21 protein-coding genes, 1 pseudogene and 1 other annotated feature are annotated in these 23992 nt (G+C 42.2%); of the genes and pseudogenes, 4 read left to right on the top strand and 18 right to left on the bottom strand.

What is annotated here, in order from left to right:
* Positions 1 to 67 precede the first annotated feature (67 nt).
* Positions 68 to 302 (bottom strand) — a binding site (T-box leader).
* Positions 303 to 359: 57 nt separating this feature from the next.
* On the bottom strand, positions 360 to 536 hold the full coding sequence (locus GJU41_RS24730; protein WP_165970847.1) for a hypothetical protein: 177 nt from the start codon (positions 534 to 536) through the stop codon (positions 360 to 362).
* A 135-nt stretch (positions 537 to 671) separates the two neighbouring features.
* On the opposite strand from GJU41_RS24730, the gene GJU41_RS18135 reads away from it, so the two are divergent.
* Positions 672 to 2420 carry an N-acetylmuramoyl-L-alanine amidase family protein gene (locus GJU41_RS18135; RefSeq protein ID WP_170292831.1) on the top strand — a complete coding sequence of 583 codons (1749 nt, stop codon included), beginning with the start codon at positions 672 to 674 and terminating at the stop codon, positions 2418 to 2420.
* Between the two features lie 132 nt (positions 2421 to 2552).
* Here GJU41_RS18135 and dtd read toward each other — a convergent pair whose 3' ends face one another.
* The 7 genes from dtd to GJU41_RS18100 form a co-directional block, all read right to left on the bottom strand.
* Positions 2553 to 2999: a D-aminoacyl-tRNA deacylase gene (gene dtd / locus GJU41_RS18130; protein ID WP_154319228.1), complete on the bottom strand. Its 447-nt coding sequence runs from the start codon at positions 2997 to 2999 to the stop codon at positions 2553 to 2555.
* 16 nt (positions 3000 to 3015) lie between these two features.
* Positions 3016 to 5208 (bottom strand): RelA/SpoT family protein, encoded by a 2193-nt coding sequence (locus tag GJU41_RS18125; protein ID WP_070879772.1) that lies wholly within the window; start codon positions 5206 to 5208, stop codon positions 3016 to 3018.
* Between the two features lie 156 nt (positions 5209 to 5364).
* Complete coding sequence (locus tag GJU41_RS18120; protein ID WP_070879771.1) at positions 5365 to 5877, bottom strand: adenine phosphoribosyltransferase; 513 nt, start codon at positions 5875 to 5877, stop codon at positions 5365 to 5367.
* A gap of 16 nt (positions 5878 to 5893) precedes the next feature.
* Entirely contained in the window at positions 5894 to 8242 is a 2349-nt protein-coding gene (gene recJ / locus GJU41_RS18115; RefSeq protein WP_070879770.1) for a single-stranded-DNA-specific exonuclease RecJ, read from the bottom strand.
* A gap of 60 nt (positions 8243 to 8302) precedes the next feature.
* On the bottom strand, positions 8303 to 8647 hold the full coding sequence (locus GJU41_RS18110) for a LapA family protein (RefSeq protein ID WP_070879769.1): 345 nt from the start codon (positions 8645 to 8647) through the stop codon (positions 8303 to 8305).
* A gap of 439 nt (positions 8648 to 9086) precedes the next feature.
* Positions 9087 to 11333, bottom strand: a complete 2247-nt coding sequence (gene secDF, locus GJU41_RS18105; RefSeq protein WP_170292838.1) for a protein translocase subunit SecDF — start codon at positions 11331 to 11333, stop codon at positions 9087 to 9089.
* 41 nt (positions 11334 to 11374) lie between these two features.
* A complete protein-coding gene (locus GJU41_RS18100) occupies positions 11375 to 11671 on the bottom strand; it encodes a post-transcriptional regulator (protein ID WP_282958550.1) in 297 nt (98 codons plus the stop codon).
* Between the two features lie 142 nt (positions 11672 to 11813).
* Here GJU41_RS18100 and spoVB point away from each other — a divergent pair, with 142 nt between their 5' ends.
* Positions 11814 to 13379 carry a stage V sporulation protein B gene (spoVB, locus tag GJU41_RS18095; RefSeq protein WP_070879799.1) on the top strand — a complete coding sequence of 522 codons (1566 nt, stop codon included), beginning with the start codon at positions 11814 to 11816 and terminating at the stop codon, positions 13377 to 13379.
* Between the two features lie 3 nt (positions 13380 to 13382).
* On the opposite strand, the gene GJU41_RS18090 is transcribed toward spoVB, so the two are convergent.
* A complete protein-coding gene (locus GJU41_RS18090; protein WP_070879767.1) occupies positions 13383 to 14033 on the bottom strand; it encodes a DUF421 domain-containing protein in 651 nt (216 codons plus the stop codon).
* Between the two features lie 152 nt (positions 14034 to 14185).
* Between GJU41_RS18090 and GJU41_RS18085 the strand changes: the two genes are divergently transcribed.
* Positions 14186 to 14566 (top strand): TIGR04086 family membrane protein, encoded by a 381-nt coding sequence (locus GJU41_RS18085; protein ID WP_070879766.1) that lies wholly within the window; start codon positions 14186 to 14188, stop codon positions 14564 to 14566.
* A 59-nt stretch (positions 14567 to 14625) separates the two neighbouring features.
* On the opposite strand, the gene yajC is transcribed toward GJU41_RS18085, so the two are convergent.
* From yajC to safA, 9 genes are all read right to left on the bottom strand, one after another.
* Positions 14626 to 14910 carry a preprotein translocase subunit YajC gene (gene yajC, locus GJU41_RS18080; protein ID WP_070879765.1) on the bottom strand — a complete coding sequence of 95 codons (285 nt, stop codon included), beginning with the start codon at positions 14908 to 14910 and terminating at the stop codon, positions 14626 to 14628.
* Positions 14911 to 14931: 21 nt separating this feature from the next.
* Positions 14932 to 16074, bottom strand: a complete 1143-nt coding sequence (gene tgt / locus GJU41_RS18075; RefSeq protein ID WP_070879764.1) for a tRNA guanosine(34) transglycosylase Tgt — start codon at positions 16072 to 16074, stop codon at positions 14932 to 14934.
* A gap of 29 nt (positions 16075 to 16103) precedes the next feature.
* Complete coding sequence (queA, locus tag GJU41_RS18070) at positions 16104 to 17132, bottom strand: tRNA preQ1(34) S-adenosylmethionine ribosyltransferase-isomerase QueA (protein WP_070879763.1); 1029 nt, start codon at positions 17130 to 17132, stop codon at positions 16104 to 16106.
* Positions 17133 to 17150: 18 nt separating this feature from the next.
* A complete protein-coding gene (locus GJU41_RS18065) occupies positions 17151 to 17351 on the bottom strand; it encodes a DUF2905 domain-containing protein (protein WP_070879762.1) in 201 nt (66 codons plus the stop codon).
* Positions 17348 to 18349, bottom strand: a complete 1002-nt coding sequence (gene ruvB, locus GJU41_RS18060) for a Holliday junction branch migration DNA helicase RuvB (RefSeq protein WP_154319225.1) — start codon at positions 18347 to 18349, stop codon at positions 17348 to 17350. Before ruvB ends, GJU41_RS18065 begins: the two co-directional genes overlap by 4 nt.
* A gap of 11 nt (positions 18350 to 18360) precedes the next feature.
* A complete protein-coding gene (ruvA, locus tag GJU41_RS18055; RefSeq protein WP_070879760.1) occupies positions 18361 to 18969 on the bottom strand; it encodes a Holliday junction branch migration protein RuvA in 609 nt (202 codons plus the stop codon).
* Positions 18970 to 19194: 225 nt separating this feature from the next.
* Positions 19195 to 19758 (bottom strand): intercompartmental signaling factor BofC, encoded by a 564-nt coding sequence (locus tag GJU41_RS18050; protein WP_224771109.1) that lies wholly within the window; start codon positions 19756 to 19758, stop codon positions 19195 to 19197.
* A 364-nt stretch (positions 19759 to 20122) separates the two neighbouring features.
* A complete protein-coding gene (locus GJU41_RS18045) occupies positions 20123 to 20854 on the bottom strand; it encodes a YhcN/YlaJ family sporulation lipoprotein (protein WP_154319224.1) in 732 nt (243 codons plus the stop codon).
* Between the two features lie 583 nt (positions 20855 to 21437).
* Positions 21438 to 23102: a SafA/ExsA family spore coat assembly protein gene (safA, locus tag GJU41_RS18040; protein WP_154319223.1), complete on the bottom strand. Its 1665-nt coding sequence runs from the start codon at positions 23100 to 23102 to the stop codon at positions 21438 to 21440.
* A gap of 363 nt (positions 23103 to 23465) precedes the next feature.
* Here safA and GJU41_RS25075 point away from each other — a divergent pair.
* Positions 23466 to 23992 (top strand): annotated as a pseudogene (locus GJU41_RS25075) (RNA-guided endonuclease TnpB family protein); the annotation flags it as partial.

Here is a 23992-nt window from a genome sequence, read left to right as displayed (position 1 = left end):
TACTCCTCCAATTTTCATAAACCTTCAAAAATTTTGAAAACAAAAAACTCCCGCCCCTACATAAAAATGTAGGGACGAGAGTTAGATCCCGTGGTGCCACCCTAGTTGAAGCATTAAATGCTCCCACTCAAGACAGTTAACGCCTGTCACGTCCACCTCCTATTAAATGCAAGCAGCATCTTTCAGAGGGAAACCTAAGGAGTGTTCTCTTCATCAAGTCATCATGCGAAAAGCTTTCAGCCACGGCTTTTCCTCTCTTATCATGTGTCATCTTGACTACTCTTCTCCATCAATGGTTCAAAATTATGTAGTTCTTGCTAAGATTTATATACTATCATACGAATGTTTCAGGCTATGTGTCAAGAGCGATTTAATTGTTTTTTTAATTTCTTCACTTCTCTCAAACTTAAACCATATTCGCTTGCAAGCTCATACAAATTAGAATTCTGTTCTTTTTCAGCAAATTCATGAAAATTAACTCCAAATACATCATTATTGTTATAATGAGTTGTCTCGCCTTTATCACTGTGCCTCATGATCATTGCTCCTTTTTAACTGTCTATCCCATAGCATTGCCTTTTTCCCGAAAAAATATATCAAATGTCACAAGGGATAGCCGATATAAAAAGCGAATGTACTATAAGTTATCTATGAAAAAGGAGGATCGGTCATTGTTTCGAAAACTACTCATTTCCATTATTTGCACCCTGCTTATCATGTGTCAGCTTCAAATGATGCCCAAGTCTGCATCAGCTGAAACGAAAAAAGCAGTCATTGCAGTTGATGGATTAAACATCAGAAGCGGCCCTGGACTAAGCTATTCTGTCATCGCCAGTGTAAAAAAAGGGGCTGTGTACTCCATCACAGACCAGAAAAAAGATTGGTACCAAATCCAATTATCAGGCAATAACAAGGGCTGGGTAGCCTCATGGCTGGTAACTCTACAGCAATCCGCCCAAGCACCAAAAACAAGCTCAGGCAGTTCTTCTGATACTGTCAAATCAAATGCCGAAGACTTGAGAATACGCAGCGGCCCCGGCACAAGCTTTCAGGTAACAGGCACATTTGACAAGGGACAAACGGCAGCATTTGTTCAGCAAAATTCAAATTGGGTCGAAATCTCTTATAACGGGAAAAGAGGCTGGGTTTCCAGTCAGTTTGTTTCCTTACAAAAAAAGGAACAAGCTAAAGCTCCTGCTTCATCAGGGTCTAGGAGCGGAAAAGTCATTGCGACTTCACTGAACGTGCGCAACAAGCCTTCAACATCAGCCGCCACTATCGGCAGCTTGAAAAAAAATGCTTCTGTTTCGATTACTAAGACACAGGATAAATGGCACGAAATTCAATTTAATGGTCAAAAAGGCTGGGTACATAGTGATTTCATTTCTGCAAATTCCGTGCAGGCGCCTGTAAGCGGCGGCAAAAAAGGAAAAGTAACAGCAAGCTCCCTGAATGTACGAAGCAGCGGCAGCTTAAATGGCTCTGTAGTTGGTTCCATTTCAAAAGATGCAGAGGTCACCATTCTTGAAACAAAGAACAGCTGGCATCATATTAAATACTCAGGAAATAAAAAAGGCTGGGTTTCCAGTTCCTATATTTCGATTGCAAGCGGACAGGGAAATACAGGTAAAGGAAACACAACAAGCCAATCTAAAGTCAGCATTTTGCAGGATGGGACAAATATTCGAAAAGGCCCATCTACAAATCAAAGCATTCTGAGACGCGCTAATGCAGGAGAACAATTTTCTGTTATCAGCAAAGAAGGCGATTGGTTTAAGATCCAGCTCTCAGGCAATACTGCAGGTTATGTAGCAGGATGGGTAGTATCACAATCAGGGGAAGGCAATTCTGTCTCAAGACCTGGCGGCGATGTTACCTCTTACTTGAAAAATAAAACCATTGTTCTTGATCCGGGACATGGCGGACGTGACGGAGGAGCAATCGGCACTAGAGGCACACTTGAGAAGAATCTCACGATGTCCACCGCCAAGCTCGTGTACGATAAGCTGAAAGCTTCAGGAGCGGACGTGCACTTAACGCGCAGCAGTGACAGCTACATTAGTTTAAGCTCACGTGTCAGCACGGCTCATTACAGAAATGCGGACGCTTTTATAAGTCTCCATTTTGACAGCATCAATAATAGAAGCGTTAATGGAATGACGTCTTATTACTACAGTGAGTCTAAAGATAAGCCCCTGGCTTCACCTGTTCATTCAGAATTAATGAAACAAACGAAGTTAAAAGACCGCGGAACAAAATTTGGGGATTATCATGTAATCCGTGAAAATAACCAGCCCTCTGTTCTCCTCGAGCTTGGTTATGTCAGCAACAATACAGAGGAGCTGACTGTACGCTCAAATGCCTATCAGGAAAGAGTGGCACAAGGGATTTATTACGGACTGGCGCAGTATTTTAAATAAGCATGAAAAAACACTCAGGCTCTGTCTTGAGTGTTTTTTTGCGGGTGCCAATATTGAACTAATATCGTTCTTCATTTTTTCCATTTTAAAACAAAAGAAAAACCGCCAGGCACACTGTGCCCGGCGGTTTTCTTAATTCGCCTGTGATTCAAGAATCAATGTAACAGGACCGGTATTTGTAAATGAAACATCCATCATGCCGCCAAACTCCCCAGTTTGAACGGTAATGCCTTTTTCACGAAGCTTTAAATTGAAGTAATCATATAAAGGCTCTGCTTGATCAGGCTTGGCAGCTGCCATGTAATTCGGCCTTCTTCCTTTTCTGCAATCTCCGTAGAGAGTGAACTGAGAAATGGATAAGACTTGTCCCCCCACATCAATCAGGGAAAGATTCATTTTTTGCTCCGCGTCTTCAAAAACTCTCAGATTGGCAATTTTATCTGCAAGGTAGTCAGCATCCTGTTCAGAGTCCTCATGTGTGATTCCTACTAAAAGCATAAATCCTTCAGAAATTTTGCCGACTGTTTCGTTATTTACTTTTACTTCTGCATCTTTAGCGCGCTGGACAACAATCTTCAAGACAGAAAAACCCTTTCTAGTTCATGATTCTTCTTACAGAATAAATATCAGAAATCTGCTTAATTCTCTCCACAACTTTGTGAAGATGGCTTATGTTGGAAATGGCAATTGCCATGTTGATTGTAGCTACTTTGTTGCGGTCAGATTTGCCTGCAACAGACGAAATGTTGGTCTTTGTTTCGTTGACAGCCTGAAGGACCTCATTTAAAAGTCCTCTTCGGTCATAGCCGAGTATTTCGATTTCAACGTTGTACTCTTTGCGGCCATCAAGCTGTGTTTCCCATTCAACCGGGATCAGACGGGCTTGTGCTTCTTCTGTATGCACATTTGGACAGTCGTCGCGGTGAACAGATACTCCTCGTCCTTTAGTAATGAAACCGACGATTTCATCACCTGGTACAGGATTGCAGCATTTTGATAAACGGATCAGCAGGTTGTCAATTCCTTTTACGCGGACCCCGCTGTCACGCTTTTTAGATGAATATGGACGCACTTCAGAAATGACTTCTGAAATATCTTTCTCTTGTTCCATATCGCGTTTTTTGCGCCATTTTTCAGTCAGGCGATTCGCAACCTGTGCAGCCGTGATGCCGTTATAGCCTACAGCTGCATACATATCCTCATCATTTGAAAAATTGAATTTTTCAGCTACACGCTTTAAATTATCACTCGTTAAGACTTCTTTTAATTCAAATTCGAGATTTTTAATTTCTTTTTCTACCATCTCTTTGCCTTTGTCTACATTTTCCTCGCGGCGCTGCTTTTTGAAGAATTGGCGGATTTTATTTTTCGCCTGAGACGTTTGGGCAAGCTTAAGCCAATCCTGACTAGGGCCGTAAGAATGTTTCGATGTCATGATTTCGATGATATCGCCGGTTTTTAATTTATAATCCAGGGTAACGATTTTGCCGTTTACTTTTGCACCGATTGTCTTGTTGCCGATCTCGGAATGGATGCGGTAGGCAAAGTCAATCGGAACAGAGCCTGAAGGCATTTCAATCACATCGCCTTTAGGCGTGAAAATAAACACCATATCAGAAAACAAATCGATTTTTAATGACTCCATAAATTCTTCCGCATTCGTTGTATCATTTTGGAACTCGAGAATTTCACGGAACCATGTTAATTTTTGTTCAAGTGTTGACTGCTCTTCTGTCTCTTTGCCTTCTTTGTAAGCCCAGTGCGCAGCGATCCCGTATTCTGCAATCGTGTGCATATCATTCGTGCGGATCTGAACTTCAAGAGGATCCCCTTTAGGACCAATCACTGTAGTATGAAGGGATTGATACATGTTGGGCTTCGGCATGGCAATATAATCTTTGAATCTGCCTGGCATCGGTTTCCAGCATGTGTGGATAATGCCCAGGACCGCATAACAATCCTTAATGCTGTTTACAACAATCCGAACAGCAAGTAAGTCGTATATTTCATTGAATTGCTTATTTTGAAGGGCCATCTTTCGGTAAATACTGTATATATGCTTTGGACGGCCTGAAAAATCAGCTTTAATATTTACTTCATGTACCCGATTTTTCACTTCGCCAATGACTTCTTCTAAATAAAGCTCGCGTTCAGCACGCTTTTTCTTCATCAAATTCACGATGCGGTAATACTGCTGCGGATTCAAATAGCGCAGAGCTGTGTCCTCAAGCTCCCACTTTATCTTTGAAATCCCCAGACGGTGTGCAAGCGGTGCGAAAATTTCAAGCGTTTCATTAGAGATTCTCCGCTGCTTTTCTTGCGGCAAATGCTTAAGTGTGCGCATATTGTGAAGACGGTCAGCAAGTTTAATTAAGATCACACGAATGTCCTGTGCCATTGCGACAAACATTTTACGATGATTTTCAGCCTGTTGTTCTTCGTGAGATTTATATTTAATTTTTCCGAGCTTTGTAACCCCGTCCACTAGCATGGCGACTTCATCATTAAATGTTTGTTTCAAGTCATCAAGTGTGACGTCCGTATCTTCTACGACGTCATGTAAAAATCCACCCGCGATTGTCGACGGATCCATGTCCAAATCAACTAAAATCCCTGCGACCTGTATAGGATGAATTATATATGGTTCACCCGATTTACGGTATTGTTCACGATGCGCTTCTTCCGCAAAATCATAGGCTTTCTGAATGAAAAGCAAGTCTTCATCCGTTAAATATCGTTTTGCCTTCTCTATGACCTGCTCAGCAGTCAGTACTTGTTCATTAGCCATGGAATCACCTTTACAATGAAAACTTTATTGTACCTATTATCATGAAAAACACAGAAGAAGTAAAGAGAAATACTGACTTTTCTGTGCCCAATTAATGGCTGGTACGTGCCTTAATATAGAAAAAGCACCCATTCCCGAGTGCTTTTCCCTATGTGATTAAAATTTCATCAGTGTCAAAATATCGTAATCATCCAATTTGCTGCGTCCGTCAAGGTAGCTTAATTCAATTAAGAAAGCAATGCCGGCAACGACTCCGCCAAGCTCTTCTACCAATTTAATTGTTGCTTCGATTGTTCCGCCTGTAGCAAGCAGATCATCTGTAATCAGCACGCGCTGACCTGGTTTGATGGCATCTTTATGCATAGTAAGCACATCTTTGCCATACTCAAGACCATACTCTACGCGAACAACTTCGCGGGGAAGCTTGCCTTCTTTGCGGACAGGCGCAAAGCCTACTCCAAGCGAATAAGCAACAGGACAGCCGATGATAAATCCGCGTGCTTCCGGTCCTACAATTATATCAATGTTTTGCTTGCGCGCATATTCAACAATTTGATCTGTTGCATAGCGGTAAGCATCCCCATTGTCCATTAGTGTTGTAATATCTTTAAACTGAATGCCCGGCTTCGGATAATCCGGAACCACTGTTACATATTTCTTTAAATCCATATTAAGTTTGTCCTCCTCATGCATTGACAAGCGTTGACGATATTTTCATTCTTTCATCAAACCATGTTTTTAAATCCTGGTATGACGAATATAGCAGCGTATTTTCAAGCTCTAATTGCTGAAGCTTGGAAGCATACGCAGTAGATTCGGCTAGATCTCTTTTTGGCGGATGATGATTGACAGAAATAATGCCATTCTCTATTGTAGCAAATTCCAAGTCAAAAAACACCTGTGACATGAAATCTATTGTTTCATTTGACCAGCCTTTATGTCTGGCAAGCGCTTCTGCATGTTTTTTTAAGTCAAATGTCCCTTTTTGTTTCAAAAATCCATAATACCATTTAAAGTGTTCTCTTGTCGGGATTGTGGCAAAAAAATGTTCCGTATGCTGATGGAAAATAGCATATATCCGGTCAGGACGCGTCTGTTCAAAAAGAACATTCAAATGGTCTATTGAAGATGGCGTATCAATGAACGTGACATATTTATCCTTTAAATCCAAACCTTCTGCTTCTTGGCCGTTTTCCAAAAATAAAAGATTAAGGTCCAGCCCTTCAAGCAAAGTGAGTGTTTCCTTTTGGAAAACAATATGGACATTTTTTTTGTCATTCATTTTTTCAACAGCTTTCTGAAGATTGCGGGTTCCTCTAGCATCAAACAGCTGCCATTCATTGACAGCTAGATCCTGGATCATGAATTGCGGTTTTCGGAAGTTATTCCATTCATTGATGGATAATTCTCCAACCATTGACACTTTTGCAAGAGGTGCCATATGATCGTGCAGATGCCCGAATCCAAATCCGATACAATCGAGCTGCTGATGATTTTGTTCCACCGCAAGCTTTAAATGTGTTTGATCTGAACCTATTTTCCTCATTGATCCCAGTTGAACGGAGTCAAGCAGGAAGAGAGGCTTGGGATTGCTCATTCCAAATGGAGCAAGCATTCCGACTTCTTCGATGGAGTCCGTAGTGATTTCGGTTAAAGCACATTCCGCATCAATTTTTTTAAGGGGAATGAAGTCTTCTTCTGTCAGCTTCTCAGCTGCAAGAGCATTCAAACGCTGTCTTAATTGATCAACATCTTCTATGTTAAGAGTCATTCCAGCAGCCATTGGATGTCCTCCAAAATGCGGCAGTATCTCCCGGCACGCTGACAAATTAGCAAATAAATCAAAACCGGCTATACTTCTTGCAGATCCTTTAGCAATTCCCTTGCCGTGATCAATACTTAAGATAATTGTAGGCCGATAATATTTCTCTACCATTCTCGAAGCTACTATCCCGACAACCCCGGGGTTCCAATCTTCTTTTGCAAGAATAAGCACCGGATTTTCCTCAATCGGATACATGGATTCTACCTGTTGGGTTGCTTCTTCGGTAATTTGCGAGACAATTTTCTGTCTTTCTTTATTGAGAAGGTCAATGTCTTTTGCAAGACTTTGAGCCTCCTCAGCGTCTTCTGTCATAAGGAGATGAACGGCCGGATCAGCAGACGAAAGCCTTCCTACGGCATTTATCCGCGGTCCGATCGCAAATCCGATCGTCTCTTCATTGACATCTTTTCCTTCAGCTCCTGCTACTTTGAGCAGCGCTTTTAAGCCTTTTCGTTCTGTTCGTTTTAATTGCTGAATTCCAAGACGTGCAATCAGACGATTTTCTCCATGAAGCGGAACAAGATCGGCGATGGTTCCTATTGCAGCAATTTCAAGCAGATGCTCCGGAGCTTGCCCAAGCAGTGCATGGGCAAGCTTAAAAGCAACGCCAACACCAGCTAACTCTTTAAAAGGATATTGGCAGTCAGGCTGCTTTGGATGGATGATCGCGTACGCATCAGGAAGAACCGGTCCTGGTTCATGATGATCGGTTATGATCAGATCAACTCCAAGCTCTTTTGCAAGAGCCGCTTCATTCACGGCCGAGATCCCTGTATCCACAGTAATGATTAAAGAAAAGCCTTCATCATGAGCATGTCGGAAAGCCATCTCATTAGGACCGTAGCCTTCAGTAAATCGATTAGGTATATAAAAATCAGCATTAGCTCCGAGGGAGTTCAGCGTTTCAAGCAGAACGGTCGTAGAACTCACTCCATCTGCATCATAATCTCCAAAAATCAAAATCTTTTCTTGATCTGCAATCGCATCGTTTATACGCTTAATCGTTTTGTCCATTCCAAGGAGCATAAATGGATCAAAAAAACCATGCTTTTCAATATTCAGGAATTGGTCGGCCTGTTCAGCAGTCTCAATTCCGCGATTTAGCAGCAGGGAAGCAACCAGAGGCGTAACTTTCATTGTATTCATCAATTCATCAGCTTTATCCGGATGGGGTTTGGAAACATCCCATCTAGTCTTCGCTTTCAGCAAAAAAATCACCCCTTAACCACACTATTATACTAGAGTAGGTAAGGGGTGACAAACTGGAAATTATAATTCCTCAGATGTTTGGCCAATTTGCTTGGCGCCATGTGCACTGCTGTTCGTTTCATGAACACGCGGATCTTTTTTCAGCGATTCGTTTTCATTCAATAATTCTGTTTTTTCTTTTTCAAGGACTTTCACTTTGCGCTGTAGAGCGTAAATTCTTGTTAATCCTGCAGAAGCAATCATTAGGCCTCCAAGCAGAACGGAACCGAGAATAATTAGAATCAGCGGCCATTCGGCCTCGCCGAATAAATAGTCCACTTCAACAGGATCCACATTTATGACAGCAAAGATTGCAACAATAAGTGCAAAAAGGATCGCAAATATAAAGCTCCATTGTCTCTTCATTTTCTTTCCCCCTTCTGAAAAATCTCTTTTCATTTACCCTTTTTTGGCATTCATTAAAACAAATTATGATAAAGGGATGTTCTTTAGCATGTTCTTATCCTAACCAGTTACGGTCAAAATTAAAGGGGCTCTCCAGAAAGTCTGTCTTCGCATATATTGTTGGTTTTGATTATAAATATTGCTCGTTCCTTTCCGCTCCAGTCACTTGCTTTCCGCTGGGAGGGTGGGAGCCTCCTCGGCTTTTTGCCTGTGGGGTCTCCCATTTCCCTCTATTTTCCCGCAGGAGTCAAGTGCCTTCCGCTACAATCCACTTATGTTTTATAACATTTAGTCTAAGGACAACAAAGTTTACGAAAAGAGCCTACAGAAAAAAGCAGGTAGGAAAAAACATTTGTTTTCCTGCCTGCTTCATATTAAAGACTTATCGGATAACCCCTATTTATACGACTGGTTCATCATGTTCTTGCACTTTTTTCATCTTGCTTTTCTTTTGAATCTCTTTCCACTTCCAGATCATCCAAAGCTGCGATGCGATGAATAAGGAGGAATATGTTCCTGAAACTAACCCTACCAATAAGGCAATTGAGAAGTTCAGAATCGACTCACTGCCGAAAATCAGCAAAGCAATTACTGCGATAACAACTGTTAAAACAGTGTTTAAAGATCGCGTAAACGTCTGCTGCAAGCTGCGGTTTACAATGCTCTTTAAATCATCGTATGTTTTCACTTTTGTCTTTTTGTAAAGCTCGCGTATCCGGTCAAAGGTAACGATCGTATCATTAATCGAGTATCCTACTATCGTCAAAATGGCTGCAATAAAAGTGATATCCACTTCAAGCCTCGTTATGCTGAAGAAAGCAATAATAAAGAATGCGTCATGTAAAAGCGCGATAATCGATGCAAGTGCCATTTTAAATTCAAAGCGGATAGAAACATAAATGATTATGCCGATTGATGCAATTAAAATTCCGTACATTGCATTTCGGGCGAGTTCCTTTCCGACTGTCGGCGAAACTGTGCTAACGCTCGGTTCTTTTCCGTATGCTTTGTTAAAATGATCCTTCACTTCGGCAATTTCATTTTTATCAAGGACGCCGATAAGTCTTGCAACAGCAATTTGATTATTATTGCCTGAGAGAACGATGTCTTTTGCTTCAAGATCAAGTTCAGCAAATTCCTTTTCCACTTCTTCAGCTGTTAATGATTGATCTGAGCCCACCTCAATACGTGTGCCGCTGGCAAAATCAATGCCAAGGTTCAGCCTCATTACAAGCAAAAGAACAATTCCGGCTACAAGGAGCAGGCCAGATAGAGCAAAAAACTTTTTGCGATGCTTAATAAAATCCACGTTATCAAAGCTTGTAGGAGCGTCTACATCTTCAGTGGACTTGCTCAAATCAATAATATCTTTCTTTTTTACGCCGAAATATCCCGGTTTCTTATCCAGCCATCTGCTTTCTACAAGGAGCCACAGCAGGATTCTTGATAAAAAGACAGATGTTAAAAAACTCAAAAGAATACTTAATATCAGCATTGTTGCAAAGCCTTTAACCGAGCTTGTTCCAAAGAAGAACAGTACCCCTCCTGAAAGCATCGTTGTAATATTTGCATCAAAGATGGTTGCAAATGAACGTCTGCTTCCAGCTCTGAAAGCAGATCGGACTGATTTGCCAAGCTTGATTTCTTCTTTAATCCGCTCGTAAGTAATAATGTTGGCATCAACCGCCATCCCTACTCCTAAAATTAAGGCAGCGATACCAGGCAATGTTAATACCCCATTCATCCAATCGAATATTTGAAGAATGAGATAAATGTATGTACTTAGTGTAACAACTGCGATAATACCAGGCAATCTGTAGAAAAACAGCATAAAGGCAAAGATGATGCCAATGCCGACAATACCGGCAAGAACCGTTTTCTGCAGTGCCTCTTCACCAAACTGAGCTCCTACGGAAGTAGAGTACGTTTCATCGAGTTTAACAGGAAGAGATCCTGCATTTAGAAGATTCGCCAAATCCTTGGCTTCTTCAACTGTGAATTGTCCAGTAATGGTTACATCAGTTGTGTTGAAGACTTCGCCTACATTCGGATTAGATAAGAATTTAGGTGATTCTTTTACAACTTCTTTTTTATACGAGTCGCCTTCTTCAAAATCAAGCCAGATGACAAGCTGATTTTCAGGCTGCATAGCTACGATCTTTTCTGTTACGCTTTTAAACTTGGCAGCATCCTTCAGTTTAACTGCCACGATTGGTTCTTGTGTATCGGGATCAAACGTCTGCTTAGACGCGCCCTCCACAAGATCCGAACCATTCATCATGACTTTATCGTTTACATCACGGAATGTCAGTTCTGCCTGTGTTGAAAGAATCTCCCTTGCCTGATTTTGATCCTTTACACCGGCAAGCTGGACTCTGATTCTGTTTTCGCCTTCAATCTGAATGTTCGGTTCACTGACTCCAAGCACGTTCGCTCTCTTTTGCAGAGCATTCACTGTACTGACAAGAGCATTGCGGTCAATTTTGTCGCCATCATTAGCAGGCTCTACATCATAAAGAATTTCAAATCCGCCCTGCAGATCTAGTCCAAGCAAAATATTATCTGCGGCTTTGTTTCCAAAAGCCCCAATCAAACTGCCTACGCAAAGGACGAGTAAGAAAAAAGCAATAATGCGTCCTTTTTTTATCATGTTGTTTCCTCCTTAAAAAAAAAACCATTGAATATGTATTATCCTTCACTTATACCAAGCTTTTTGCCTTCTTCGCTTTCAAACCAGCTGCCCGCCTTATAAGATTCAATCGTAGCAAATGTCATGAATTCGTTTGGCTTGATTGCCATAATATCAGCAACCATTTCATATACCATCAGCTCACTCTTTTTCTTCCACTTTTTATTTCTTAGGAAATTCCAAAGCTCTTCTACTGTCACCTCGCCGTAATCAAGGATTTTAAATTCTTCTGCTTTGCTGACTAGCGCCGGCTTTACGTGATGGCGGTATTTTTCGATTTCATCTTTTTCCATCATGACACGCTCCTTTACCTGAACATTTGCGGGATAATTTATTTTGAATAAGCCTCTGCTTGAACATACTTGTCATGCTTGGCCAATCATAGCGCATATAGTAATTGTATATGATTACAAGCTATTTGAGAAGGCAGGGAAAGCCATGTCAAAGCAAACATTTTTACAGGGAACGTTAATATTGATTGCGGCCGGTCTGATTACAAGGGTTCTTGGCTTTATAAACCGGATTGTTGTGGCTCGTTTTATCGGGGAGGAAGGCGTTGGGCTGTATATGATGGCGATGCCTACACTGGTTCTGATTATTACGATTACCCAGTTCGGTTTGCCTGTTGCGATATCAAAATTAGTTGCGGAAGCAGAAGCTGAGGGAAATCAGCGGAAAATCAAAAAAATCCTGATTGTGTCTCTTGCCATAACAGGAACACTCAGTCTTTTATTTACTCCGGCCATCATTCTTCTCGCTCCCTATTTATCAAATTCTTTACTGACTGACCCAAGAACACTGTATCCTCTTCTTGCCATAACACCGGTTGTTCCAATTATCGCCATTTCATCCGTTCTCAGAGGATATTTTCAAGGAAAGCAGAATATGCGTCCTGCAGCGATCTCACAGGTACTTGAACAAATCGTCCGAATCTCATTAATCGCGGTTTTCACAAAAACATTCCTGCCATATGGAATTGAGTACGCAGCAGCAGGAGCCATGGCATCTGCCGTCATTGGAGAACTGATCTCCCTCCTCTATTTATTCTCAATGTTTAAAATGAAAAAGAAATTTAAAATCCGAAGGAAGTTCTTTAAATCTCTGCACGACGGAAAAGATACCTTCCAAAACTTAATGAGCATTGCGCTCCCGACAACCGGAAGCCGCATGATCGGTTCCATTGCCTGGTTTTTTGAGCCGATTGTTGTGGCACAAAGCTTGGCTATAGCAGGATTTACAGCAGCGATGGCAACCAAACAGTACGGTGAATTGACAGGGTATGCCCTACCGCTTCTTATGCTTCCGTCATTTATTACATATTCCTTGTCTACTGCACTTGTCCCTGCAATCAGCGAGGCCATGGCACAAAAAAAGCTGCACATTGTCCAGCACAGACTTCAGCAGGCATTCAGACTGTCTCTTGTGACAGGCGGGTTCGCCGTAGTTATTTTATATATCTATGCGGGGCCAATGATGACGGTTATGTACGGAAGCAGCCACGCCGCCATCTTTGTTCAGGTTATGGCTCCCTTTTTTATTTTTTACTATTTTCAGGGACCTCTTCAAGCCGTTTTGCAGGCTCTAAACTTGGCAAAAGCAGCTATGATTAACAGCTTTGTCGGATCTGCTATTAAAACAGCCCTGATCTTTCTTTTAGCAACGCGGCCATCTCTTGGAATCATGGGAGCCGCCCTCGCCATTGTAGCAGGGATTATGCTTGTCACGCTGCTTCATTTAGCAACCGTCATGAAGGTAATCTCTCTCTCTATTCGGATAGGAGAATATGCCAAGTGCTTTTTGACAATGATTCTCTCCGGCATAGCAGGCTTTTATTTCTACCGGCTGCTGTCTCTCGGCATGGGGAAAAAATTAATTATTTCGGTTATATTCACTTTTACGGTTTACTGCATCCTTCTGATCATCTTCCGCTTAGTTCACAAAGAAGACTTAGAGAGAATTCCCTATTTGGGAAACACACTTTCTAAGCTGGTACCGCGGCGTTAATCGTTATTTTTCATCTACCAAATCGATAAAAAACGCACCCTTATTATGTGTACACAAGGAAATATTCTTTAAATCTATATAGCCAAGATCTCTAAGCTGCTGCCTTAACCACAAGTTAGTCTTGCCAATCCGAAATAAGTTCTCTTCTTGAATCAATCCGTCAATAATTAACGGCAGCTGCAGCTCTTGATGTTCATGATCATGTTCTTTTTTTATAACTGAAAGCTTTCCTGATGGTTCCAAAATGGCAAAATCCACTTCGCTGATGTCGTTTATTTCCTTCTCCCTAAGCTGGATGAGAAGATCATCAAAATTATAGCGCTGCGTTTTCATGGCATGTTCATTGATTTTGCCTCTATCTATGATGATTGTCGGCTTTCCGTCCAGCAGTTTTCTTACTTTATGATTTTTTAGTGATAGATAGGCAAGGCCAATCTGAATGCCCAGCAGCAGAAACATGGGAATGATGGTATGTATTAACGGATCCTCCGTATTTTCAATGGCCATGACTCCCATTTCAGCGATCATTAAAAAGACAACAAGATCAAGAATGCTTAATTCGCCAATTTCCCTTTTCCCCATCAGTCTGAAGATAATAACAATCATGAAATATAAAAAAAACGTCCTTGCTATTATGATTAATGACTCTTCCACCAAATATCACCCTTTGCTTCACATAGATAGGTTTATTTTGAACGGATAAATCATTTTCATGTAAAGCAAATTGATTCTATTTTCTTTTGATGTGAATAGGATGGTAATAAGACGAGCAAAAACAAGCTGACTGGGATAAGGGGGAGATTGCAATCGAAACGCGAAGATGGGGTAAAGCCATTCTTTACGGATTATCCAGCATTTTATTGGCAGCACTTGCAACAAGCTTACTTTTTTCATTGCTGCTTAAATTCACTGGCTTAACGGAAGATTCCATTAAATGGTTTATACTGGGCCTCTCATTCTTAGCCGTTTTCATCGGAGGTTTTATTGCCGGAGGAAAAGGAAAAGAGCGCGGATGGCTGGTTGGGGGCACAACAGCCGTCCTTTATACATTAATTATCTTTTTATTTCAATTTTTAGGCTACGGAAAAACATTTACAATGGAGCAGACGATGTATCATGGCGGTTTCCTTGCTATAGCCATGCTCGGCGGAGTAATGGGAGTGAATTTGTCGGGTTCCTCGAAATAAAGCAGAAAAAGTAAAAAGAAGCGCAAAGACTGCGCTTCTTTTTGTTCATGCCTTATGTATTAGGCTTTTTCCATCGTGATGCCTTTTTGTTCAACAACGTCGCGAATAGCGCGGCGGTCAAATGTGAGGCGTGAGCCATCACCAGCTTTGATGATTACTTTTTCTTCGTCGATTGAATCAACGTGGCCATGCATACCGCCAATCGTTACGACTTTGTCGCCTTTTGAAAGACTGTCCTGCATTTCACGCACTTTCTTCTGCTGTTTCTGCTGAGGACGAATCAATAAAAAGTAAAAGATCGCAAACATTAAGATTAACGGGCCAACCGTAGTCAATAATTCCATATTTTTCACCCCTTTCAAGTGTTAGAAGTTTTTAGCATTCGGCTTGTTAAACCCATATTGTTCAAAGAATTCATCTCTGAAATCGCCTAATCGGTCTTCACGGATTGCCTGTCTGACCTGCTCCATTAATTTTAACAGAAAATGAAGGTTATGGTAAGAAGTTAATCGGATCCCGAAAGTCTCGTCACACTTCATTAGATGTCGGATATAAGCACGGCTGTAATTGCGGCAAGTGTAGCAGTCGCAATTCTCATCAATCGGACCGAAGTCACGCGCATACTTAGCATTTTTTACAACTAAACGCCCGCTGCTTGTCATCAATGTGCCATTACGCGCAATTCGCGTCGGCAGTACGCAGTCAAACATATCAATTCCTCTGATAGCCCCGTCAATTAGAGAATCCGGCGAGCCGACGCCCATCAGATAACGAGGTTTATTGGACGGAAGCAATGGAGTTGTTGATTCCAGCACACGGTTCATAATGTCTTTGGGTTCTCCAACGGAAAGACCGCCGACAGCATAGCCAGGGAAATCCATTGAAACTAAGTCTCGGGCACTTTGCTTTCTTAATTCTTCGTATTCTCCGCCCTGTACAATTCCAAATAACCCCTGATCTTGCGGACGCTCATGAGCATTCAGGCATCGCTCTGCCCATCTGCTTGTCCGCTCTACTGATTTTTTCATATAGTCATATTCAGCAGGGAACGGAGGACATTCATCAAATGCCATCATAATATCAGAACCAAGAGCATTTTGAATCTGCATCGCTTTTTCCGGAGACAAAAACAATTTGTCGCCATTCAGATGATTTCTGAAATGCACGCCTTCTTCTTCTATTTTGCGGAATTCGCTCAAACTGAAGACCTGAAAGCCGCCAGAATCCGTTAAAATCGCACGGTCCCAGTTCATGAATTTGTGAAGCCCGCCCGCTTCCTTGACGATCTCATGACCAGGACGCAGCCATAAATGATACGTATTGCTTAAGATGATGCCTGCACCCATCTGCACGAGTTCTTCCGGAGACATTGTCTTTACAGTAGCCAAAGTCCCTACCGGCATAAACACAGGCGTTTCAAACGACCCATGAGGTGTATGAACACGGCCGAGTCTTGCACCGGTTTGTTTACAGGTTTTAATTAATTCATAACGTATTGGTGATGACACCTTTTTTCCTCCTTCAAGGCTGTTTTTCTTTAGATGATAAGCATGGCATCGCCAAAGCTGAAGAATCGGTATTTTTCCTTGACTGCCGTTTCATAGGCATTCATGACATGCTCTCTTGTAGCCAGCGCACTTACCAGCATAATCAAAGATGATTTAGGCAAGTGGAAGTTTGTTATCATTCCATCAATTGCACGGAATTCATAGCCGGGATAGATAAAGATGTTTGTCCATCCGCTGTCCTCGATGAATGTTCCATCATTTTTTGAAGCGATGGTTTCAAGAGTGCGTGTTGAAGTAGTCCCTACCGAAATAATTCTTCCGCCTTCAGCGCGCACTTGATTAAGCAGCTGGGCTGTTCCTGCACTCATTTGATAAAATTCAGCATGCATCTCATGTTCTTCAACTACATCAGCGTTTACTGGCCGGAATGTTCCAAGACCGACGTGCAGAGTGATAAAGACAATATGAACACCTTTATCTTTCAATTGATTTAAGATATGCTCTGTAAAATGCAGTCCTGCAGTCGGGGCTGCAGCTGATCCTCTCTCTCTAGAGAAGACAGTCTGGTACCGCTCCTGGTCATCCAGCTGCTCTTTAATATATGGAGGCAGCGGCATTTTCCCTAAAGAATCTAAAGCTTCATAAAAAATCCCTTCATACTTGAACTCAAGCAATCTCCCGCCGTGTTCAGACTCCCCTGTGCAAACAGCATGCAGAATACCGTCTCCAAATACAATCTCCGTGCCGATTTTCACACGTTTTGCCGGTTTCGCGAGAACTTCCCAAACATCTCCTTGCTCTTGCTTAAGCAAAAGCAGTTCAATTTTAGCCCCCGTGTCTTTTTTCTCCCCAATTAAACGGGCAGGCAGAACACGGGTATTATTCAGAACAAGACAGTCTCCCTCATGAAAATAATCAATGATTGATCTGAATTGTTCATGCTGAATCGAGCCAGTCTCTTTATCCAGGACCATCAGTTTAGAAGCATCCCTTTCTAAAAGCGGCACTTGTGCTATTAGTTCCTCTGGCAAGTTAAAATCAAATAAATCTACTTTCATTGTTTTTCACCTTTTCTATTATTTAAACCGTCCGAAAACATTAAACAAGATCGTCAGCAAGATACTGATTACAATTGATGTAACAATCGGAAAATAAAACGTTGTGCTGCCTTTTTTAAAGACAAAATCTCCAGGCAGCCTTCCAATGAGCTGCATGAATAATCCTGCGAAAAAAAGAACGGCGCCCATCATCATCAGGATTTTGGGGAATTGGGTCATTTTTCTGGAGCCTCCATTTGAAAGTGATGGTAAACTGCTTCCGTTACCATTCTACCCCTTGGAGTGCGTTGTATAAAACCGATTTGCAAAAGATACGGCTCATATACATCTTCAATCGTGTGTGATTCTTCTCCGATTGTAGCTGAAATCGTATCAATTCCGACTGGACCGCCTTTATACTTTTCAATTATCCCCATTAAAAGCTTGTGATCGATATGATCGAGGCCCAATCTGTCGACCTGAAGTTTTTCCAATGCTTCTTTAGCAAGGCTCCCCGATACAGTCGGCTCGCCAAGCACCTGGGCAAAGTCCCTTACCCGTCTTAATAGCCTGTTTGCTATTCGAGGCGTACCCCTTGATCTTCTTGCAAGTTCCAGCGAAGCTTCTTTTTCCATGCCAATCCCTAATATGTCTCCGGTCCGTTCAACAATGAGAGACAGCTGCTCTTCATTATAATATTCCAGCCTGCTGAGAACACCAAACCGGTCTCTAAGCGGAGCCGTAAGCAAGCCAACGCGTGTGGTGGCCCCTATAAGAGTAAACGGCGGCAGATCAAGGCGGACAGAACGGGCAGATGGGCCCTTTCCAATCACAATGTCAAGACAGAAATCCTCCATCGCCGGATACAGTACTTCTTCAATAGAGCGCTGAAGACGATGGATTTCATCAATAAATAAGACATCCCCGGGCTCAAGAGCTGTTAAAATGGCAGCGAGGTCTCCCGGCCTTTCAATAGCTGGTCCTGATGTTGTGCGGATATTTACGCCCATTTCGTTTGCGATAATCGTTGCAAGCGTTGTTTTTCCAAGACCCGGAGGACCATATAAAAGGACGTGATCCAGTGTTTCGCTTCTGAGTTTAGCGGCTTCAATAAAGACTTTCAAGTTTTCTTTTACTTTATCCTGTCCAATATACTGAGATAAAGTCTGAGGTCTTAACCTTAGCTCGATTGCACCTTCATCTAAGTCCGCTTCACTTGATACAAGACGTTCATCCATGTCTTTTCACCTTACTTTAATAGCTTTTGCAAAGCTTTTTTCACATACTGATCTGTTGATAGCTCTTCTTCCATAAGAGACGGAATAACCTTATTAATTTCGCGTTCAGCATATCCCAGCACCTTTAGAGCTTCAAGTGCCTCATTCAGGGCTTTTGATGCTGTTTCTTTTTGTTCATGCTCTTCATGCGTAAACAAATCCGGAGCAAGCTCCCCTGCTACATCGGCAAGCTTTCCTTTTAGATCAAGAATAATCTGCCTCGCAGTCTTTTTCCCTACGCCAGGAAACTTAACAAGAAACTTCTCGTCCTCATTTTCAATCGCCCCGACTACTTGCGAAGGATTTCCTGAAGCAAGTATGGCAAGCGCTCCTTTTGGTCCGATTCCTGTAACGTTCAGGAGCTTCATAAATAATGCTTTTTCTTCTCTTGTATGAAAACCATATAATGCGAGGATATCTTCTCTGACATGCTGATATGTATAAATCGTCACTTCTGAAGATCGATTGCGCTGAAAGCTGAATGGATTTGGAGTGTGCACCTGATAACCGATTCCGCCATGGTCAATGACAATATATTCCGGAGTAACAAAATCAATATAGCCTTTTATAAATTCAATCAAAACGTTAGTCACCTCTTTACAACTGTACCTCATTGTATCATAATTTTTTCTTTTGCCTGTAGTATAAATCATTAAAAAAGCAGTCTTCTTATGGATTGTTATTTTTCTGATGCAACAAAACGGGGCAAGCAACCCATTAATGACTATCTATCTGTCAGCAATAATCCCCAAAAATGAAAATCCTTAAAAACACAGAAAAAGCCAGCGCTTTTGCACTAGCTTTCTTTATTTCACATCTGCTGGTGATGAATAGGCTTTATATGACTGAATGACCTTTAAGTACTGATCTTTTGATTCTATGCGAATTCCCTGCCTTAATTCATCATGCTTTCGTGTTTCAAGTTTTTTAACATCAATTTGAAAGAATGACTGAATAATTTCCGAAGCATCATCAGGCTTTCCATTAAAAATAGAAAAGACACCTTCTGATGAAATGCCGAAATACCCGTTTGCTTTTAGTAAAGGGGAGATATCATCCACTTCTTTTTGAAAAATAATCTGATGATCGTCCTGATCAATTAATTGCCAATCCTCATATTTCGCCCAAAAATCCTCCATTGCCAGAATGGTTTCGTTTTTCACTTCTTCACTGATTTCACCATCCAAATAGATTCGTTCGAGCACCACTGTAACGGTCAGCGGACCGCTTACTTCATAGACTTCATTTTCCGTTTCTGCTGCATTCTCTGATGCACTGGATTCTTTCTGATGGAAAGAAGGAATGATGAAAAATAATGTGACTATGACGCAGGCAAAGGCACCAATCAGTAAACGATGAGACGACATCATCACATACACCCCATATCATGAGCTATTTACCATAAAGGCAAGTATTCGTCATTTCTAGTTTGACCAAAAATAGAAATTTTAACCTTTCATGTTTTTTTCTTTCTTCAAGTCGTGGAAAAATAAAGGCTGTTTTCGCATAGATTGTTGTTTTGGATTATAGATGGTGTCCGTTACTTTTCGCTACAGAAACTTGCTTTCCGCGTTCCGGCTTTGCCTGCGGGGTCTCCCATTTCCCTCTATTTCCCGCAGGAGTCAAGTTCCTTCAGCGCAGATCCTCTTAGGGTATAAACAATTTTATTTAATGGCAGCAAGTTTACGAAAAATAAAAAAGAGGGCATCTGTAAAAGATACCCCCTTTGATTCATTATCTTGCTTGCTGAAATGGCTCTTTCATGACATTGCCCATATCATCAAAAAGATCTCTAATATCTTCATTGATTGTATTTTTCGGCTGTCCTGTTTCAATGTTGTCATTAATCGTTCTGACACGTGTAAATGTGCCTTCATCAGTGACAACTTTAATATCTTTGCCCTCAGCTGCCGGACGCACTGCATTCAAAACGGCATTTTTAATGTCTTTGTCGTTTTTATCATCCGTATCAATGGCAACAAGCACCTGATCACCATTTACAACCGTGCGGACATCATCGACATCTTTGACATCTGCAGCTTTTTCAGAAACATTTTTTGCAATTGCTTCATCTTGGTCATTGTAATAATTGACTTGCTTTACCTGACCATGATAATTTTCATCTGTTCTGCTGAAACGATTGTCTTTTTCAATCATGCCGTCTTTATTAGAAAGCGGGGCTGTTGGATTATCCATTCTTCCATTATGAAAAGCGGTATCACGATCATTTACTTTAGTGAAGTAATTATCATTCATGTCGCCTTCCATCATTTCTGTCAGAGGTCCATCGTTATCCACGTTATCCACGCCATCGTTGTTGTTATTCCGGTGTTCATCTGAATAATAACCGATAGGTCTTGTTGAATCATCATATCTCGTGTCAAGTGCGCCTTCATTATTGTTGCAGCCTGCAAGCCCAGTCGCAGCTATTGCAATTGCAGCAAATGCAGTAACTTTATGCCTCAATATTAAAACCCCCCTGATTTTCCTGTAGCGAGCAAATTACGCTCTTGTATAGGTTGCTCGTTCAGAGAAGCATTAATCTGTTAGTTAACGGTAAGTTCTTAAAATAATGGAGACAATTTATTATTTGAGGGTGACCTGAATGGAATTGGGGAAAAATAAATGGAGAATCTTTTTCAAGGATCTAATCTTATTTTGCATGCAAGGTCCATCAATTAATTTTTTTCGGCCAGCCTGCTTTTAATTGCGGCTTCAGCTTTTTTGCAATAAACCCACATTTGTTTGTAAAATACCTTTTTATAAAGCTTAATCGCGAAACGATTTTTGATTAATTCTCTACCAGGTGGTTCAGCCAAAGCCCATGTATGATTCCTCAATTTCATCAAAGAGCGTGAAAAGTGGACTCAAAGCCCATGTATGATTCCTCTATTTCATAAAAGAGCGTGGAAAGTGGACTTAAAGCCCCTGTATGATTCCTCTATTTCATGAAAGAGCGTGAAAAGTGGACTCAAAGCGCCTGGACGTGCACACGGAATTAACAATAAAAAAAAGAGACGAACAATATGTCTCGTCTCTTAGATCTATATCAATCGTCGTCGTCCTCATCATCAAATCTCGGCATCCCAAATTGACCATCCTCGCCGTTTTGTCCCGGTATTCCACCGAACTGGCCGCCTTGGCCAAACTGTCCCGGCATTCCGCCAAACTGACCTCCCTGACCTAACTGTCCCGGCATTCCGCCAAATTGGCCCTGGACAAACTGTCTCGGCATTCCGCCAAACTGACCTCCCTGACCTAACTGCCCCGGCATTCCGCCAAATTGACCGCCCTGACCAAATTGTCCTGGCATTCCGCCGAATTGACCGCCCTGACCAAACTGTCCTGGCATTCCGCCGAATTGACCGCCCTGACCAAATTGTCCCGGCATCCCGCCATAGCCTTGCCCAGGTCCGCCGCATCCGCAATCTTCTTTATCCATTGCAGGGCTTACTTGCGGAGGCATATTGTTCATCATCCCTTGATCCCATGCACCGGCTACACCATGCGGCATATTTGGACCGCCGCTGAACGCTCCTTGAACTTGAGGCTGGAATCCAAATCCCGGACCCGGCATCGGCGGAGACATCGGATAGCAGCCCGGCGGATATCCTCCTGGCCCCCCAAATCCAGGGCCTCCAAAACCAGGGCCACCGAATCCCGGACCGCCAAATCCATGGCCTCCAAATCCTGGGCCACCGAATCCCGGACCGCCAAATCCAGGGCCTCCGAACCCCTGCTGACCATACGGCATTTGCATTTGCTGCTGAGGCATATATGCTCCCATTACGTCATCATCGTCATCATCATCTTCATCAAATGGCATTTGCTGCGGCATTCCCATGCCAGGGCCCTGCTGAAACGGCATACCATATGGCTGCATTTGAGGTCCGCCAAATCCTGGCCCTCCAAATCCTGGGCCGCCAAATCCCGGACCGCCAAATCCTGGACCGAATCCTGGTCCCGGCATCACTGGTGAAACTGGATAACAGTCATCCCCGCCCGGGAAGCCTGGACCTCCAGGTGCCTGATCCTGGGCACCGGCGACTGCACCAGGGTTCTGATACGGAGCTCCGCCCTGGCCGCCAGGAAATCCTTGTGGACCCTGACCGCCCTGATAAGCCCCCATCACTCCTTGCTGCGGCATGTTCGGCTTATTTTCCATATCCTTTGTGGCCTCCTCTTTATTAGCAGGTGAAACTGATTTTGGCTTTTCAGCCGGTTTTTCAGCCGGTTTTTGAGCTGGCTTTTCGGCTGGCTTCATCATCTCAGGCAGAACATTTGACGGCTTTGGCGGAAGCTGCGGCTGCGGTGCCTGCGGCATCATCGCCATATTCAGCATGTAGTAGTTATTAATATCTAGCTCTGGATATGCTGGCTGTTTAATGTTCGGCACTGGAGGAACATATGGCACCGAAGGCTTTTCTTTCGGAACTTCCTTCGGTTTGGTATCTGTGACATCCATCACTTGTTTCGGTTTTTCTTTTGCAAAAGGATGCTCGGATTTCGGCATTTCCTTTTTCCCTGAAAAGTTAACCTGTGTTTCATTTTTAACAGGAACTCCGCCGCTTGGAACCTTTATTTTCATTCCAGGCATGATTAAGTCAGGGTTGCTTAGCTGAGAGTTCATCTTTTTCAGTTCTTCAAAATCTACCCCATATTTTTTGGCAATTTTCCAAAGCGTATCGCCTTTTTGAACAATGTGGATTTTCAACCTTTCCCCCTCCTATGCTTGAAACTTTATCGCATATGATTAGCAGGCAATTATGCCATTCTTCTTCATCACAACTTATGCTTAAGAAGACAAATATATGTTTCTCGGCCAATAAAAAAACTGACAAACTTAAGATGAAGACAGCTTGCGACTGCACTTATTTCATCTTATTTTGTCAGTTCCATTTTATTATGGACTTCATCCCGAAAGAAGACTCCCTCTTCAATCGTGAGAAGGGCTTAGCCCAACGATAAGGGGGAGATGAATTTCGGTTGGAGGTAGCCAAAACGTTCCCTCTTATGTTATTATAAGAACATACGTTCCTGTCAAAGGAGGCACTATCGTTGATCGTAAACAAAGCATACATCACTAAAAAATCTTTCTGATTCGTATACACGTTTCTTTAAAAAGCAGAACAAAGCACCACGTTTTAAGTCTAAAAAGAATAGCGTGCAGTCCTATACAACAAAACATACCAATGGAAACATTGCGATAATTGAAAATAAAATCAAGCTGCCTAAACTTGGCCTTGTCCGATTTGCAAAAAGCCGTGAAGTAACAGGACGTATTCTTAATGCGACGGTTAGACGTCATCCAAGTGTAACTAATTTGTTTCGGTTTTGACAGAAACAGAGGTTCTGCCAAAACCGAAAACGGGTTCCTCTGTTGGTGTTGACGTTGGGCTAAAACACTTTGCGATCCTTTCTGACGGAACCGTATTCGAAAATCAAAAACACTTCCGCAAACTGGAAAAGAAACTAGTAAAAGACGAAAAGAATCAGCATTAAAGAGAACATGCAAACTTGATGATGCAAAAAACTACCAAAAACAAAAGGTGGAAGTGGCAAGAATCCACGAAAAAATCAGGAACGCACGCTCAGACTACTTGC

It is taken from the genome of Metabacillus idriensis, assembly GCF_009674765.1.
Lineage (GTDB): Bacteria > Bacillota > Bacilli > Bacillales > Bacillaceae > Bacillus_P > Bacillus_P idriensis.
Note: the sequence above shows the minus strand (reverse complement) of the source record. Positions and strands in the feature narration are given on the sequence as shown.